This is a genomic window from Micromonospora vulcania, from assembly GCF_042658605.1.
In the GTDB taxonomy this organism is placed as follows: domain Bacteria; phylum Actinomycetota; class Actinomycetes; order Mycobacteriales; family Micromonosporaceae; genus Micromonospora; species Micromonospora vulcania.
Genome location: NZ_JBHSQS010000007.1, coordinates 149,827 through 165,710, shown reverse-complemented (window position 1 = coordinate 165,710; position 15,884 = coordinate 149,827). Strand labels below are relative to the sequence as shown.

Here is a 15,884-nt window from a genome sequence, read left to right as displayed (position 1 = left end):
TCAATGGCGTGTCGTCGACGGCGACGCACAGCGTCACCGCGCGGTCGGCTGAAGCTCCCGCCGGTTCGCGGCCGACTCGGATCCGGCCCGCCGGATCGGGGAGAACAGCCCCGCGATCGCGACCAGCAGGCAACCCACGCCGGCGACGAGGGTGACCCGGGGGACGCCGTACCGGGCGGCGGCCCAGGTCAGCGCGGCGGCACCGGCCGGGCCGAGGGAGAAGTGCGTGCTCCAGAAGGCCGACGTCACCCGGCCCAGCAGGTGGTCCGGGGTGATCTCCTGGCGCAGCGACATCGAACAGATGCCGCCGACGCTGATGGCGCCCAGGTACAACCCGGTCAGTACCGCGACGGCGGGCACGTTCCCGGCCAGGCCGATGCCCACCACGGCGAGGCCGCACACCAGGTGCGCGCTGACCCAGGTGACGCCGAAGCCCCGCCGACGGCGCAGCGGCGCCACCAGCAGCGCGCCGAGGACCGTACCCACGGCGGCCAGCCCGAGCACGGCGCCGACGGTGCCGTCGGAGCCGCCGAGGTCGTGCTTGATGTGGTAGATGAGCACGTCGGTGAAACCGAACGTCAGGAAGATGAACACCGACAACAGCACGGTCAACGTACGGAGCACCGGCTGCTGCCAGATGAAACGAATCCCGGCCAGGAACTCGGCCAGCGGCCTCACCCGCCCCGAGGCGGCCGGCGCACCGTCCCCGAGTGGTTCGGCGGGCTCGGCGGGCCGGAGCCGGACCAGCCAGAGGCCGGCCGCCGACAGCGCGAAGCTGGCCGCGTTGATGGCGATGGCCGCGGTGGGCCCGAAACGACTCGACACCACACCGGCGAGCAGCGGCCCGGCGACGGCCGCCGCCGCGTACGTCGCCTGCAACCGACCATTGGCCTCGGTGATCCGCTCACGGTCCACCAGATTCCGTACCGCGGTCACCGCGGCGACCTGGAACACCATGCCGACGGCCTCGCAGATCGGCAGGACCACGAAGATCAGCCAGAGCTGCGGGCCGGCGAGCCAGACCAGTGGGATGAGGCCGTAGAGCACCAGCCGGGTCAGGTCCGCGGCGATCATCAGGGTGCGCCGGTCGTACCGGTCGACCAGGACCCCGCCGAAGACCCCCGCGCCGACGGACGCGGCCCCGGCCACGGCGGTGAGCAGGCCCATCGTCGCGACCGAACCGGTGGCGTGCAGCACCAGCAGCGGCAGCGCGATGTACGCGAACGCGTCACCCAGGGCGGAGAGCGACTGGGCGGCCCAGTACGTGCCGAAGTTGCGGTCCGCTCTCACGCTGCTCCCGCCGTTGACGGGCCCTCGCTGAACGGCAGCAGCACCCGGAAGGTGGTCCGGCCGGGCTCGGTCTCGACCCGGATGTCGCCGTGGTGCTTGTGCACCACGATCCGGTACGAGATGTCCAGCCCCAGCCCGGTGCCCGTACCCACCGCCTTGGTGGTGAAGAACGGCTCGAAGATCCGCGGGCGTACCTCAGGCGCGATGCCGGGGCCGGTGTCGGTGATCTCCACCGCCAGCATCTCGCCGACGAGTCCGGTGCGGACGGTCAGCACGCCCTTCTCCCCCATCGCGCCCAACGCGTTGTCGATCAGGTTCGTCCACACCTGGTTCAACTCGGCGGCGTACGCCGGCACCGGTGGCAGACCGCGGTCGTACTCGCGGACCAGCTTGACCTGGGCGGGGATCTTCGCCTTGAACATCACCAGCGTGGCGTCGAGCAGGTCGTGCACGTCCACCACCTGGTGCGGCGCACGGTCCAGCTGGGAGTACTGCTTGGCGGCGCCGACCAGGCCGGAGATCCGGGTCACCGCGTCGCCGATCTCCCGCATCAGCAACTCGGTGTCGACGGTGTAGGTGAGCCAGCGCACCGCCGCCTCCAGGTCCGCCGGGCCGACCGCCTCCTTCACCTGAGCCAGCCAGGGCGCGTCCAGCCCACCGCCGACCAGAATCGGCGCCAGATCCCAGCCGCCACTCACCCCGTGCTCGTCCAGCCAGTCGGTGAGGGTGTCCTCGGCGTCGGCCGTCGCCATCGGAGTCAGCTTCGGCGCGGTGGCCACCCGAGCCACCGCCTCCTCCTGCAACGCCACCAGCCCACGCAGTGCCCGGCCGTCCAACCGGCCGTCGGCGACCATCGCCAGCTTGTGCCGCATCCCGGCGACCCGGTCGCGCAGCACCGACGTGGCCCGGACCGCCGCCGCGGCCGGGTTGTTCAGCTCGTGGGTCAGCCCCGCCGAGAGCGAGCCGAGCGCCAGCAACCGCTCCCGCTCGCCGACGATCATCTGGCTGTCCCGCATCCCGAAGAACAGGCCCTCCAACAGGTGCATGGGCATCGGGAACCAGGACCGCAGGGCGTACGCGAAATCCTCCGCCGGCAACACGAAGAACTCCGCGTCGGTCACCGCCCGCAAACTGTTTCGGTAGATCTGCTCGACCTGGTCGCCCAGGTACGCCTGGGTGGCTCCGCCGTACACCCCACGCTGGTCGGTCCGGCTGGTCTCGACATCGTCCCCACGCACCTGCCGGCTCAACGCCACCGCACCGCGCAACAGCACGAAAAAGCAGGTGGCGGCCTCGCCCTCGCCGTACACCAGGGTGCCGCCGGCGCGCTGCTCAACCCGGCCGCGCTCGGCCAGCCAGCCGAGCTGCGCGTCGTCCAGGGTCTCGAACAGGAACAGGGTACGCAGCTGCTCGGGCGTCAGCCGATCCGTCTCGGTACTCACTGGGCCTCCTTCGTTCGCGACTGCGGGGCTCGCAGACCCGGCGCACTCCTCGCGCTCACTGGGCCTCCAGGTAGCGGTGCACCAGCGACACCGCCATGGCGCCCTCGCCGACCGCCGAGGCGACCCGCTTGACCGACTCGGCGCGTACGTCCCCGGCGGCGAACACCCCGGGCAGGCTGGTCTCCAGGTGGTACGGGTCGCGGGCCAGTGACCAGCCGGCCGGGCGGTTCCCACCGCTGATCAGATCCGGGCCGGTGACGATGAAGCCACGCCCGTCGCGGACCAGCACACCGTCCAGCCAGTCCGTCCGAGGCTCGGCGCCGATGAAGATGAACAGCCACGAGGTGTCCACCGAGCGGGCCTCGCCGGTGCGGGTGTCGCAGAGCGTGAGCCGTTGCAGATGATCGTCCCCGGCGCCACCGACCACCGCGGTGTGCGGGTGCACGGTGATCCGGTCGATCCGTTCCAGCTGGTCGATCAGGTACCGCGACATCGAGGCGGTCAGGTCCGCGCCCCGGATCAGCAGGTGCACCCGGGCCGCGTACCGGGAGAAGTGCACGGCGGCCTGACCGGCCGAGTTGGCCCCACCGACGATGTAGACGTCCTGTTCGACGCAGCTCGGCGCCTCGGTGGCGGTGGAGCCGTAGAACACCCCTCGGCCGGTGAAGTCGGCCAGCCCGGGGGCGTCGAGCACCCGGTAGGAGACCCCGGTGGCCAGCACCACGGTGTGCGCGGCGATCTCGGTGCCGTCGCCGAAGCGCAGCAGCCGGGCGCCGCCGGCCTCGCTCAGGCCGACCACCTCCCGGGCACTGAGCAGCTCGGCGCCGAACTTCACGGCCTGCCGCCGGGCCCGGTCGGTCAACTGCGCGCCGGAGACGCCGTCCGGGAAGCCCAGGTAGTTCTCGATCCGGCTGCTCTGCCCGGCCTGCCCGCCGGTCGCCCGCCGCTCGACCAGGACGGTCCGCAGCCCCTCCGACGCGCCGTACACCGCCGAGCCCAGGCCGGCCGGGCCGCCGCCGATCACCACCAGGTCGTAGAAGTCGGCCGCCGGCACCACGGTGAGCCCGGCCAGCCCGGCCAACTCGGCCTCGCTCGGCGCGATCAGCGCCTTGCCCTCGGCGGTCACCACCAGCGGTACGTCCGCCTCGGTGGCGCCGGCGGCGTCCAACAGCCGGGCGCCCTCGGGATCGTCGGTCAGCAGCCAGCGGTACGGCACCAGGTTGCGGGCCAGGAAGTCGCGGACCTTGAACGACGGCGCCGACCAGCGGTGCCCGACCACCCGGATCTCGGTGCTCGCCGCGTCCGGGGTGACCGCCCACGCGTCCAGCAGGCCGTCCACCACCGGATACAGCTTCTCCTCCGGCGGATGCCAGGGCTTGAGCAGGTAGTGGTCCAGGTCGACCACGTTGATCGCCTCGATCGCGGCGTCGGTGTCCGCGTACGCGGTGAGCAGCACCCGACGGGCGGCCGGGAAGATGTCCATCGCGGCCTCGAGGAACTCGACGCCGGTCATCTCCGGCATCCGATGGTCGGCCAGCAGCAGCGCCACCTGCTCGCCGCGCAGCTTTACCTCGCGCAGCGCGTCCAGCGCCTCCGGCCCCGAGGTGGCTCGCAGCACCCGGTAACGGTCACCGTAGCGGCGCCGAATGTCCCGGGCCACCGCCCGGGAGACCACCGGGTCGTCGTCGACGGTCAGGATCACCGGGTTCGCCATGGCGCCCATGAAACCACCTGGCGGGGCCGAACCGCACCAGGGGCGCGACGGACCCGGGTGCCCGGCGCACGGTTGGCCGGGCCCGGGACGGGTAAGCCGGGTCGCCGCGTGGGTGGTCGCAGACCGACCCGCCCGGCTGCCGCGCACACTCGGGGGGCCCATGGGGGACGCGTCGACGACCGGACCGACGACGTCGGTCCGGGTCGTGGAGCTGCGGGTGCACGGCGTCTCCGGCGCTGGGGCCGACCAGGTGCTGGACCGGCCGCACGTGCAGCAGGTCGCCGGGGACCGTAGCGGCGGCTTCTACCGCCCGCGTGCCGGCTATCCGGGTGCCACCGGGGCGGGTGGGGTGACGCTGGAGGCGTACCGCTGGAGCGACCTGCCGTCCGGCACGGCGGTGCGGACGCTGTCCCTGGTGTTCCTGCTGCCGTTCATGCTCTGCAACGTGGCGCTCTGGATGCGGCCGGCGAACCGAGCCTCGAAGCACACCATCGTCGCGCTGTGCCGGATCCTCGCGCTCACCATCACCATGCTCTACGTCCTCTCCATCGTCGGGGTGGCGCTGGACCTGATCGCCTGGCGGTGCATGGGCACCCCGTCCTGCCTGTCCCAGCGGAGCTGGCTGTCCTGGCTCGGCGGGCGCTCCACCGGCCTGCGCCTGGGTGTGCTGTCGCTGGTGCCGGTCGCCGCCATCGGGATCGTCTGGGCGCTCGGCGCACGCCCCGGCCACTCGTTCGACGCGTTCCGGAGCCCGGTGCCGAAGACCTCGGCACACCGGTTGAGCGCGGTCGGCCAGTGGGACGCCGCGCCGATGGTCGGCCGGCTGCGCTCGGTGCACGTCGCGGCGGCGTTCGCCACCCTGGACGGCAGCCTGCTCGCCGCCCGGGCCAGCGTGGGCGCCTCCCCCGCGATGGTGCTGCTGCTGGTGGCCACCGGGGCGGTGCTGCTCGCCTGCCTGGTGCTGCTCAGCGCGCCGTCGATCATCGACGGGATGGGCGCGACGCCCCGGAGGGACGGGGTCACCCGAGGGCTCCGCACGATCAGCTGCGGCCTGACCATCCTGGTGGTCGTACACATCGTCAAGAGCCAGAAGCCGTGGCCGCAGGGCGGCACGCTGCCCGGGTACGGCGCGATCGTGGCCTGGCTGTTCGTCAGCCAGACCGTCCTGGTGGCCATCCTCGCCGCGATGGTGATCTGGCGCCGGGGCGGACGGCGCACGGGCGCGCCCCTGCGCGCGCTGGGCGCGCCGGTCTTCGTCACGATCGCCGCGGGGCTCGCCGTGGCGTTCTCCGCCGAACTGGTCTACCGCGTGTCGGACCTGCTGGACCGTGGCGGGGACACCACGGACGGGTTGGAGACCAGCCCGACACTGGCGTACAAGTGGGCGATCTTCGGGTTCTTCCTGGCGGTGCTCACCGCGGTGCTGGTCGCCGGCCTGGTGACGGTGCTGACCCGCCGAAAGAGGCGACGGGCCGCCGCGGCGATCGTGTCCGCCGACTTCCCGCACGCGCCTCCGGAGGCGGCGGACCGGATACGCCAGGTCGAACGGGCGGTAGCCCGGGCCCGGTTCACCGAACGGCTGGAGCCACTCACCGTGGTCTACGCCGGCCTGGCCGCGCTGGGCCTGTCCACCAGCGTGCTCGGCCTCATGCAGCTCTATCCCGGCGACGTGCTCCAGCACTACGTCCGGGTGCCCGCCGACCTGGTCAACTTCCTGATCGCGACGGGCAGCTACGCGATCGCCGGAATCGTGATCGGGCTGGTGATCGGCGGCATCTTCGCCTACCGGACGGCACAGTTCCGCCGCTACGTGGGCGTGCTGTGGGACCTGGGCACCTTCTGGCCCCGGGCGGCCCATCCCTTCGCCCCGCCGTGCTACGCCGAGCGTGCCGTGCCGGAGCTGGCCAAGCGGATCACCTACCTGGTGGAGAAGGGTGACCGGGTGCTGCTGGCCGGGCACAGCCACGGCTCGGTGCTGCTGGCCGCGACGCTGCTGCAACTGCCGGCCCGAGTCACCGACCGGGTCGCACTGCTGACCTACGGCACGCCGTTGAGCCGGCTCTACTCGCGGCTGTTCCCCGCGTACGTCGGCGACGAGGTGCTGCGGGAGATCGGCGAGCGGGTCGGCTGGCGGTGGGTGAACCTGTGGCGCGACACCGACCCGATCGGCGGTTGGGTCTTCGCCCCGCACCGGCCCGGACGTACCGCAACGCCGAGCGGGCCGGCCGCGACGGTGGACCGTCGGTTGACGGACCCGACCGACGTGGTGCCGCCGCCCAGCGACAGCGTCCCGCCGCCCATCCTGGGCCACTGGCCGTGCGAGTCGCAGGAGTCGTTCGCGGCGGCCGTCCGGGACCTGGCCGATCGGCTGCGCGCCGACCGGCCGTCGACCGGCTGAGCCACCGGCCGGATATCGTCGCCGGGTGACCCCGTCCAAGCAGCCCGAACGCCGGCTGATCGCCTCCAACAAGAAGGCTCGACACGACTACACGGTGCTGCGCACGTACGAGGCGGGCATCGTGCTGGTCGGCACCGAGGTGAAGTCGCTGCGCGAGGGGCGGGCGTCGCTGGTGGACGCGTACGCCCACGAGCGCGACGGCGAGATCATGCTGTACGGCCTGCACATCGCCGAGTACGCGTACGGCACCTGGACCAACCACGCGCCCCGGCGTACCCGCAAACTGCTGCTGCGGCGGGCGGAGATCGACCGGATCCTGGAGAAGGTCCGCGAGGGCGGGCTGACGCTGGTCCCGTTGTCGATGTACTTCGAGAACGGCTGGGCCAAGGTCGAGCTGGCCCTGGCCAAGGGCAAGCGCTCCTACGACAAGCGGCAGACGCTGGCCGAACGGGACGCCAACCGGGAGATCGCCCGGGAACTGGGCCGACACCTCAAGGGCCACCCGCGCCGGGTCTGACGGTTGACTCCGGTGCGGCGACACGCCGGCATCGAGCGTCCTGGTTGCGAGGACTCAACGTAACCAATATAACTGGTTACATGGCATTGAGTTGGAAGCTGGTCATCGACAGCGCGAACGCGCCCGTCCTCGCCGATTTCTGGGCCGCGGCCCTGGAATATGAGGTGGAGGATCCCAGCGCGCTCATCACGCAACTGCTGGCCGCCGGCCGTGTCGACGCGGACGCGGTCGTCGAGCACGACGGCCGCACGACCTTCCGCGGCTATGCCGCGATCCGCCACCCCGAGGACCCGTTCGACCAGGCCAGCGGTGTCGGCCGCGGCCGACGACTGCTGTTCCAGGAGGTGCCCGAGAGCAAGTCGGTCAAGAACCGCCTGCACATCGACGTGCACAGCGAGCCGGGCGGCCTGGACAAGCTGGTGGCCCGACTGGAGGGGCTGGGCGCGACCCGCCTTCGCGAGGTCGACCAGGGCCCGGCCGGACACTGGTGGGTCATGCAGGACCCGGAGGGCAACGAGTTCTGCGCGGCGTAGGCCGGGTCAGCCGGCGAGCAGGTCGGAGTGCGCGGCGCGCAGCCGGGCCAACGCCGGGTCGCTGCCCGGGACGACCCGGCGCTCCAACTCGGCCCACACCTCGGCCAACGCCGCGCGGACGGCACCCAGCTCGGCGGCGTGCCGTTGGCCGCTGCGCCGGTGCTGCTCGTCGAGGCGACGGGCCCAACCGGCGGTGACCGTGGCGAGCCGGTCGGCGTCGGCACGGGCCTGGGCGCCACTGCGGGCGGCGGCGGCCGGCACGATCGCGGCGACCGGGCGGGGATCGCCGTCGCGGGTGACGACGGTGACCGCGTCGGTCAACTCGGCAAGCGCGACGAGCTGACTGAACCGGGTGCGCGCCTCGCGCAGCGGCACGGAGCGCGGCGGGTCGGTGTGTGGGGTGAGCGCGGGGACAGCCATGGATGCATGCTGCCGCCCGGGTACGACAGAACCGTCGTCAGTGGACGGCGCGCTGCGGCGCGGCCGTACCGGCCACCCACTCGTCGGCCAGCACCGACCAGATCTCGAGGTCGATCCGCCCGCGTGGGCTCGGGTAGAGCTGGCGCAGAGTGCCGTCGTGGCGCAGGCCGAGCCGTCGGGCGAGCGCGATGCTGCGGGCGTTGTCGGCGTTGGTACGCCACTCCACGCGCTGGATGCCGCGTTCGCGTACCGCCCAGTCGACGATGCGCCGGATCGCCGGTGCGACGATGCCCCGCCCCTGCGCCGCCGGCTCCAGCCAGCAGCCCACCTCGCAGACGCCCACCGTGGCGTCGAACGCCGCGAACAGGACGCCGCCGACCAGCGTGCCGTGCCACCACAGGCCCCAGATGCCGCCCGTGTCGCTGGCCCAGCGGTCGGCGTACCGCTGCAGCAGCGCGCGGGCGCCGGGCAGGTCGGTGGCGGCGAAGGACGGTGACACCCAGGGCTCGATGTGCGCGCGGGCCCGGTCCAGGTGGGCCAGGAACTCCTCGGCCCGCCACGGCTCCAGCGGGCGCAGCTCAACATCCTCGGTCAGCGGCAGGGCGAACACCGGGCCTCCAGGGGGTGCGGTTCGAACGTCGGCAAGCAGGCTCGCACAGGCCCGCCCGTCGATTTCACGGCGGCACGGCGCAGGAAACCGCTTACCTCGACGCTATTGACGGCCATCACTGCCTGTCAGTACCGTGATGCGGGCAGCGAGAAAGCGCTTTCCGACCCTCACCGTCCGACAGGGAGCGCCCCCATGCCCAAACACCTGCGCGCGATCTGCCTCGCCCTGCTCATCGTCGCCACCGTGCTGAGCACCACCACCGCCCTGCCCGCCGAGGCCGCCCCCCGCTTCCGGGTGCTGGTCTTCTCAAAGATCACCAACTTCTACCACGACTCGATCCCGGCCGGCGTCGCCGCGATCCAGCAACTCGGCACCGCCCACAACTTCGAGGTCGTCGCCACCACCGACGCGGCCGCGTTCACCGACGCCAACCTCGCGACCTTCGACGCCCTGGTGTTCAACAACACCAACTCCACCCCGGCCTCGGGGGACCTGCTCAACGCCGGCCAGCGCGCGGCGTTGCAGACGTTCATCCGCAACGGCGGAGGTTGGGCCGGCCTGCACGCCGCCTCGGCCAGCGAACGGGACTGGCCCTGGTACGAGGGCCTGGTCGGCACGATCTTCGACTACCACCCGGACTTCTCCGCCACCGGCGGCACCTTCCCCGGCCGGGTCAAGGTGCTCGACCGGGCGCACCCCTCGACCCGCAACCTGCCGGAGCTCTGGGAGCAGAGCGAGGAGTGGTACAACTGGCGGACCAACCCGACCGGCAACGTGCACACCCTCGCGCAGATCAAGGTGCGCGACGGGATCAACGGGTTGGACGAGGGCGTCGACCACGCGTACTCCTGGTGTCAGCGCTACGACGGCGGCCGGTCCTGGTTCACCGCCGGCGGGCACGCCAGCTCCCGGTTCTCCGAGCCGGCGTTCCTGGAGCACCTGCGCTACGGCATCGAGTGGGCGGCCGGCGCGGTCGCCGGCGACTGCTCGGCCACCGAGACCGGCAACTTCGAGCGGGTCGGGCTGGTCACCGACGACCTCGCCGACCCGTTCGAGCTGGCCGTCGCGCCCGACCGCAAGGTCTACTACATCCAGCGCACCGGCGCGTTGAAGGTGGTCAACCAGGACACCCTCGCCGTCACCACGCTGCTGGACTTCGCGTACACCCCGGCGATGACCGACCAGTCCGACGGGCTGCTCGGGATGACCCTGGACCGCAACTTCGCCAGCAACGGCTGGGTCTATCTGCTCTGGTCCGACAAGACCCTCAAACAGCTCAACCTGTCCCGGTTCACGGTGGCCAACAACAGCGTCGCGCTCTCCTCGGAGAAGCGGCTGCTGACCATCCCCACCCACCGTGGTGTGGGTCGGGCCAACTCGCACATGGGCGGCTCGCTGACGATGGACGCGGCCGGTCGGCTGTACGCCGGGATCGGCGACAACACCGATCCGTTCGCCTCCAGCGGCTACACCCCGATCGACGAGCAGGCCGGGCGGGCCGCCTGGGACGCCCAGGGCACCGCCGGCAACACCAACGACCTGCGCGGCAAGATCCTCCGGATCACTCCGCAGGCGGACGGCACGTACACCATTCCCAGCGGCAACCTGTTCCCGGCCGGCACCGCGAAGACCCGCCCGGAGATCTACGCGATGGGCATGCGCAACCCGTTCCGGATCACCGTCGAACCGCAGACCAACGCGCTGCTGGTCGGCGACTACGGCCCGGACGCCCGTACCGCCGACGCCAACCGGGGTCCGGAGGGGACCGTCGAGTTCAACCGGATCACGACGGCCGGCAACTACGGCTGGCCGTACTGCGTGGGCAACAACATCCCGTTCAACGACTACAACTTCGCCACCAGCACCTCCGGGGCGAAGTTCAACTGCGCCGCGCCGGTCAACAACTCCCCCAACAACACCGGCCTGACCACTCTGCCGGCGGCGAAGTCGGCGCTGGTCTGGTACGCGTACTCCGCCTCCACCCAGTTCCCCGAGGTCGGCACCGGCGGTGGCGGACCGATGAGCGGCCCCGTCTACGACTACGACCCGGCCAACACCCGCACCACCAAGTTCCCGGAGTACTTCGAGGGCAAGTGGATCACCTACGAGTTCACCCGCAAGTGGTTCAAGACCCTCTCCATCCACAAGACCGCGCAGACCTTCACCGACCCGCGCTTCGGCCCGACCACCGTTGGCGCCCTTCAGTCGATCAACGGAATCTTCGGCAACATGAGCTGGATCCAGCCCTTCGAGGCGGAGTTCGGCCCGGACGGCTCGCTCTACGTCATCGACTTCGGCGAGGGCACCGGCAGTGGGCGCGGCGGCAGCAACGCCGGTGCCGGCATCTACCGGATCGACTACGTGGCCAACGGTCGGCCGCCGACCGCGAAGATCGTCTCCAACCCGGACAGCGGTCGCCCGCCGCTGACGGTGGCGTTCTCCTCGGCCGGGACGACCTCCGGTGACGGCTCGGCGCTCAGCTACGCCTGGGACTTCACCAACGACGGCAGCGTCGACTCCACCGCCGCCAACCCGAGCCACACCTACTCGACGGCCGGGAAATTCACCGCCCGGCTGACCGTACGCAACAGCGGTAACGGCCTGACCGCGAGCGCGGTCACCGACGTGGTGGTCGGCAACACCCGGCCCACGGTGACCATCAACGTTCCGGACGGCGGGTTCTTCGACTTCGGCGACAAGATCCCGTACACGGTGACGGTCACCGACCCGGAGGACGGCACCATCGACTGCGCGAAGGTGACCGTGCAGACCCAGCTCGGCCACGACTCGCACGCCCACCCGCTGGACGTGTACACCGGCTGCTCGGGGCTGCTGGCCACCGAGGCGGACGCCGGTGACGGGCACGGGCCCGGGCAGAACCTCTACACGCTCGTCACCGCGCAGTACACCGACAACGGCGCGGCCGGCGGCGTACCGGCCCTGACCGGCTCGACCCGGGTGCAGTTGCAACCCAAGAGCAAGGAGGCCGAGCACTTCAGCACCCAGTCCGGCCTCACCGTGAACGACCGGGCGACCGCCCGCGCCGGCAAGCGGCTCGGCGACGTCGACCACAACGACTGGGCGGCGTACGGGCCGGTGGACCTGCGCAACGTCGGCTCGGTGACGCTCGGCGTGACCAACGGCGGGCTCGGCGGTGACATCGAGCTGCGCACCGGCTCACCCACCGGCACCCTGATCGGTAAGGCCACGATCACCTCCACCGGCGGCTGGGACAACCTGGTCTCGCCCACCGTCACGTTGACCAACAAGCCCGCCGGGACCACCACCCTGTACGCGAAGTTCGTCAACGCCGCACAGGTCGGCGGCACCCCGGACCTGCTCTCGATGGACTGGCTACGGTTCAACGGTGCCGGCGTCAAGCAGGAGCCCGGCGGGTCGCTCTCGCTCGCGGCCAGCCCGGCCAGCGGAACCGCGCCGCTGAGCACCACGCTGACCGCCACCGCGACGGCCGGGTCCGGGCAGAGCATCACCGACTACGCGTGGGACTTCGGCGACAACAGCGCCGTCACGCACGGTGCCACGCTGCGGTCGACCAGCCACAGCTACGCCCGCAAGGGAACCTTCACCGCCCGGGTGACGGTCACCTACACCAGCGGCGAGACCCGCTCGGCAAACCTGACCATCACGGTCACCTGATCGCGGGCCGGCGGTGGTCGACGGGTTCAGCCCGTCGACCACCGCCGGCATCCGCGTGCGTCCGGGCCATCGGATTGCCCACAACATCCAGGACGCAGTGGCCTCAGGCGTGCGGTATGCCACTACATCCTGGATGCTGCGCGGATCAGGCACGCAGGCACGCGCGCCGTGCGGCGCCGATCAGATCAGGTCGATGCGTTCCTGGGCGATCGGGTAGCCGACCTTGGCAAAGGTGACGGCCATCGGGTGGTTGGTCTGATCGGTGCCGGCCACGATCCGGTCCACACCCTCCTCGGCGAGCAGGTGGGTGGCCTCGACGAGCAGGTCGTAGGCGTATCCCTGGCCGCGGTGCTCGGGCACCACGCCGATGTAACCGATGAGCGGGTCGCCGTGATTGCGGCAGGGGGCGCTCAGGCCGACCAGGTCCCCGTCCGGGGTGTAGGCCAGCCGCCACCAGTCGCGTGGGCTGGGCATCCAGCGCAGATAGTCCAGGTCCTCCTGGGCCGCTGCGTCCAGGCCGGACGTGGCGATGGTGCGACGTACGTGCGCGTCGAGACTGCCCTGATGAATCCGACGGAAGACGTCGAGGATCACCGCGTCATCGGGTTCGGGGCGGAACACGAGACGGCCGGGACGGTCTGGAATGCCACAGTCCGGCGTCCACCGGTATCGGTAACGTTCGACGAGCAGGGACAGGCCGGCGGCCTCCGCAGCGTCGATCCGGGCCTGGGCCTGCTGCCGGACGGCAGGATCGTCGCGCCAGCCCGGGGGCAGCTTCAGGGAGTACTGGGCCCTCAGCGGCGAGTCGCGCAGTAGCCGTACCGCGGCGTCGTGTTCGGTGAAGTCGAACCAGTCCAGCGCCAACGGTTCGGCGTCGTCCGGGCCGGCCCACCAGGCGGCGCGAGCCACGACGACGCCGTCGCGAAGGGCCACCCAGGTCCACTCGGGCCGGTATTCGCCCGCCGCCGCCATGCCGGCGTAGGTGTCGCCGAAGGCGGCGAAGCCCACCAGGCCGGGATCGGGCAGGGATTCGAAGAGTTCTGCCTCGCCCGCGACGAGCGGGCGGATGACCAGGTCGGTCACGTGGTTCCTTCCGGGTAGCGACGTGCTCCCGTCAGAACCGCGACGCCCTCGCAAGCGGGTGGGAGCACATGACAGTCATTCTGACCACGGTTCCCACCTCCTCTGTCCGTCGAGAGCGCACGCAGACGTTAGCAGCCGGATCTGTCGGCGGGCCACCGCATTAACTTCATGATCGAGTGCTCATGGGGTGGGAGGTAGTTCACGGGGATGCCGCCGCCAGAGCAGGGTGAGCGCCCCGGCCAGGGCCAGCCCGAGCAGCGGGGCGACGGCCACGCCGGCGAGGGTGCAGGCGACCGCGAGCAGCGCCGGTGGGACCCAAGACCAGACGGGCACGGTACGCGGGGCGCGACCGCGTCGACGCGCCGCCGCCTCCACGGCCATCGGCACCACCAGCACCGGCAGCGCGGCGGCCAGCAGGGTCAGCCACGGCAGGACGAGACGGTCGAAGCGGGCCACCGCCAGCACGCCCCCCAGCACCGCCACGCCGAGCATCGCCGCACGCGCCGGCACCCGCGGCGTCACCCCCCGCAGCGCCAGCGCACCGGAGTATGTCGTGGTCAACGCCGCGGCGAAGACCGCCACGGCGACGAACAGATTGGCGTACGCCGCCAGCCCCGATCCGGCGGCGAGCAGCGCGACCACGTCCGCCGAGCCGGTCCGCAGCCACAGGCCGGCACCGGCGAGCACCCCGAGCAGGGCCGGCCCGATCAGCAGCCCCACGCACCAGACGAGGTCCCGCCGCCGGGCCAGGCCGACACTGAAGTCCGGTGCGCGCAGCGCGAAGACCGCCGCGTACCCGATCAGCGCGGCGGCGTCGGCGAGCCCACCGGCGGCGAGGCGCACCGGCGCCCCCGGCGGCGGCAGCGCGGTCAGGCACCAGCCGACCAGCACCACCGCGCTGAGCGTGGTGACCACGGCGACCCGGTTGCCGAACCGGGCCGGCGCAAAGGAGACGACGAGGACCGCCACCTCCAGCAGCGCCGGTCCGGCCCAGCCTGGCAGGTGTGTCAGGGCGGCCAGCGAGGCACCGCCGAGGCCGACGTTGAACCCGTTCCAGCCGATCATCGACACGGTCAGCACGACCGCCAGGAGCAGCCGCGAGACCCGCCCCAGGTACGCGGGCAGCACCGCGGTCAGCGTCCCACCGTCGCCGAGCGGCGGGCGCAGGCCGATCCGGCCCTGCCCCCAGAGCAGCGCCGCCATCAGCACGCCGGCGACCAGCAGCCCCGCCACCGGCACCGCGCCGCCGTGCCGGGCCGCCATCGCCGCGCCGAGCACCAGGGTGGCCGCCGCGGTGCCGATGCCCAGCCACGCGCCGACCGCCGCCGGCCACCGCCGCTCGCCCGCGTTCGCCGCGATGGACGACGACGAGCGGCCGGCGGCACCCGGTCCGGAGACCGACCCGGCCCCGAGAACGCGATCAGACAACGTGGCCGAGGTAGCCGGCGATCGCCGCGTCCAGCACCTCGGCACCGGGACGTGCCCACACCTCGGCGGAGAAGACCTCCACCTCGATCGGGCCCCGGTAACCGGCCGCGTCCACCGCCTCGCGCAGCCGACGCAGCTCGATGCAGCCGTCGCCGGGCAGCGCCCGGCCGAGCAGCACCCCCTGCGGCAGCGGGGTCACCCAGTCACAGACCTGGAACGCGGCGATCCGCGCGCCGGCCCGGTCGATCTGCGCGTATACCGTGTCGTCCCACCAGATGTGGTACGCGTCCACGACCACGCCGACCACCGCCGGGTCGTACCGCTCGGCGATGTCCAGCGCCTGGCCGAGGGTGGCGATCACGCAGCGGTCGGCGGCGAACATCGGGTGCAGCGGTTCGATGGCCAGCCGGACCCCGGCCGCCGCCGCGTGCGGGGCCAACTCGCCGATCGCGTCGGCGACCCGGCGTCGGGCACCGTCGACGTCCCGGCTGCCGGCCGGCAGCCCACCGGAGACCAGCACCAGCTCGGGTGCCCCCAGGGTGGCGGCCTCCTCGATGGCCCGCAGGTTCTCCGCCCGCCAGTCGTCGGTGGAGAAGAAGCCGCCCCGGCACAGCGAGGTGACGGTGAGACCGGCGTCGCGGACCAGCTTCGCCGAACGGGCCAGGCCGTACTCGGCCACCGGCTCCCGCCACAGCCCGATGCCGGGCACCCCGGCCGCCACGCAGCCGGCCACCACGTCGGGCAGCGGCCAGTGCTGGGCGGTCGCCTGATTGAACGAGAACCGTTCCAGAG

General features: G+C 72.1%; 12 protein-coding genes. 4 read left to right on the top strand and 8 right to left on the bottom strand.

Annotation, left to right across the window (positions count from 1 at the left end; all coding sequences use genetic code 11):
• Positions 1-33: 33 nt before the first annotated feature.
• Genes ACFQGL_RS13875 through ACFQGL_RS13865 form a run of 3 tightly spaced genes read right to left on the bottom strand, consistent with a single transcriptional unit; the run spans position 34 to position 4,455 of the window.
• The gene (locus tag ACFQGL_RS13875; RefSeq protein ID WP_377511084.1) at positions 34-1,290 is read right to left on the bottom strand and encodes an MFS transporter; all 1,257 of its coding nucleotides are present in this window, start codon (positions 1,288-1,290) and stop codon (positions 34-36) included.
• Positions 1,287-2,732 carry an ATP-binding protein gene (locus ACFQGL_RS13870; RefSeq protein WP_377511081.1) on the bottom strand — a complete coding sequence of 482 codons (1,446 nt, stop codon included), beginning with the start codon at positions 2,730-2,732 and terminating at the stop codon, positions 1,287-1,289. The genes ACFQGL_RS13875 and ACFQGL_RS13870 overlap by 4 nt, the downstream gene beginning before the upstream one ends.
• A gap of 55 nt (positions 2,733-2,787) precedes the next feature.
• Positions 2,788-4,455, bottom strand: coding sequence for an NAD(P)/FAD-dependent oxidoreductase (locus ACFQGL_RS13865; protein WP_377511078.1), 1,668 nt, complete (start codon positions 4,453-4,455; stop codon positions 2,788-2,790).
• Positions 4,456-4,606: 151 nt separating this feature from the next.
• Between ACFQGL_RS13865 and ACFQGL_RS13860 the strand changes: the two genes are divergently transcribed.
• The 3 genes from ACFQGL_RS13860 to ACFQGL_RS13850 all read left to right on the top strand — a co-directional run bounded on the left by ACFQGL_RS13860 (position 4,607) and on the right by ACFQGL_RS13850 (position 7,894).
• Positions 4,607-6,844 carry a hypothetical protein gene (locus ACFQGL_RS13860; RefSeq protein WP_377511075.1) on the top strand — a complete coding sequence of 746 codons (2,238 nt, stop codon included), beginning with the start codon at positions 4,607-4,609 and terminating at the stop codon, positions 6,842-6,844.
• Positions 6,845-6,869: 25 nt separating this feature from the next.
• Positions 6,870-7,361, top strand: coding sequence for an SsrA-binding protein SmpB (smpB, locus tag ACFQGL_RS13855; protein ID WP_377511072.1), 492 nt, complete (start codon positions 6,870-6,872; stop codon positions 7,359-7,361).
• 80 nt (positions 7,362-7,441) lie between these two features.
• Entirely contained in the window at positions 7,442-7,894 is a 453-nt protein-coding gene (locus tag ACFQGL_RS13850) for a VOC family protein (RefSeq protein WP_377511069.1), read from the top strand.
• A gap of 6 nt (positions 7,895-7,900) precedes the next feature.
• Here ACFQGL_RS13850 and ACFQGL_RS13845 read toward each other — a convergent pair whose 3' ends face one another.
• A complete protein-coding gene (locus ACFQGL_RS13845) occupies positions 7,901-8,314 on the bottom strand; it encodes a type II toxin-antitoxin system Phd/YefM family antitoxin (RefSeq protein WP_377511066.1) in 414 nt (137 codons plus the stop codon).
• A gap of 37 nt (positions 8,315-8,351) precedes the next feature.
• The gene (locus ACFQGL_RS13840) at positions 8,352-8,924 is read right to left on the bottom strand and encodes a GNAT family N-acetyltransferase (protein ID WP_377511063.1); all 573 of its coding nucleotides are present in this window, start codon (positions 8,922-8,924) and stop codon (positions 8,352-8,354) included.
• Between the two features lie 192 nt (positions 8,925-9,116).
• Between ACFQGL_RS13840 and ACFQGL_RS13835 the strand changes: the two genes are divergently transcribed.
• Positions 9,117-12,581, top strand: coding sequence for a ThuA domain-containing protein (locus ACFQGL_RS13835; protein WP_377511060.1), 3,465 nt, complete (start codon positions 9,117-9,119; stop codon positions 12,579-12,581).
• A 180-nt stretch (positions 12,582-12,761) separates the two neighbouring features.
• On the opposite strand, the gene ACFQGL_RS13830 is transcribed toward ACFQGL_RS13835, so the two are convergent.
• From ACFQGL_RS13830 to ACFQGL_RS13820, 3 genes are all read right to left on the bottom strand, one after another.
• Positions 12,762-13,664, bottom strand: coding sequence for a GNAT family N-acetyltransferase (locus ACFQGL_RS13830; RefSeq protein ID WP_377511058.1), 903 nt, complete (start codon positions 13,662-13,664; stop codon positions 12,762-12,764).
• Between the two features lie 180 nt (positions 13,665-13,844).
• A complete protein-coding gene (locus tag ACFQGL_RS13825; protein WP_377511055.1) occupies positions 13,845-15,092 on the bottom strand; it encodes a purine-cytosine permease family protein in 1,248 nt (415 codons plus the stop codon).
• The gene (locus ACFQGL_RS13820) at positions 15,085-15,882 is read right to left on the bottom strand and encodes a sugar phosphate isomerase/epimerase family protein (RefSeq protein WP_377511646.1); all 798 of its coding nucleotides are present in this window, start codon (positions 15,880-15,882) and stop codon (positions 15,085-15,087) included. The genes ACFQGL_RS13825 and ACFQGL_RS13820 overlap by 8 nt, the downstream gene beginning before the upstream one ends.
• Positions 15,883-15,884 lie beyond the last annotated feature (2 nt).

Excerpts from the sequence above, each read along its gene's own strand:
- ACFQGL_RS13865 (WP_377511078.1), bottom strand. The coding sequence starts at position 4,455 with ATGGGCGCCATGGCGAACCCGGTGATCCTGACCGTCGACGACGACCCG.
- ACFQGL_RS13860 (WP_377511075.1), top strand. The coding sequence starts at position 4,607 with ATGGGGGACGCGTCGACGACCGGACCGACGACGTCGGTCCGGGTCGTG.
- ACFQGL_RS13850 (WP_377511069.1), top strand. The coding sequence starts at position 7,442 with ATGGCATTGAGTTGGAAGCTGGTCATCGACAGCGCGAACGCGCCCGTC.
- ACFQGL_RS13845 (WP_377511066.1), bottom strand. The coding sequence starts at position 8,314 with ATGGCTGTCCCCGCGCTCACCCCACACACCGACCCGCCGCGCTCCGTG.
- ACFQGL_RS13835 (WP_377511060.1), top strand. The coding sequence starts at position 9,117 with ATGCCCAAACACCTGCGCGCGATCTGCCTCGCCCTGCTCATCGTCGCC.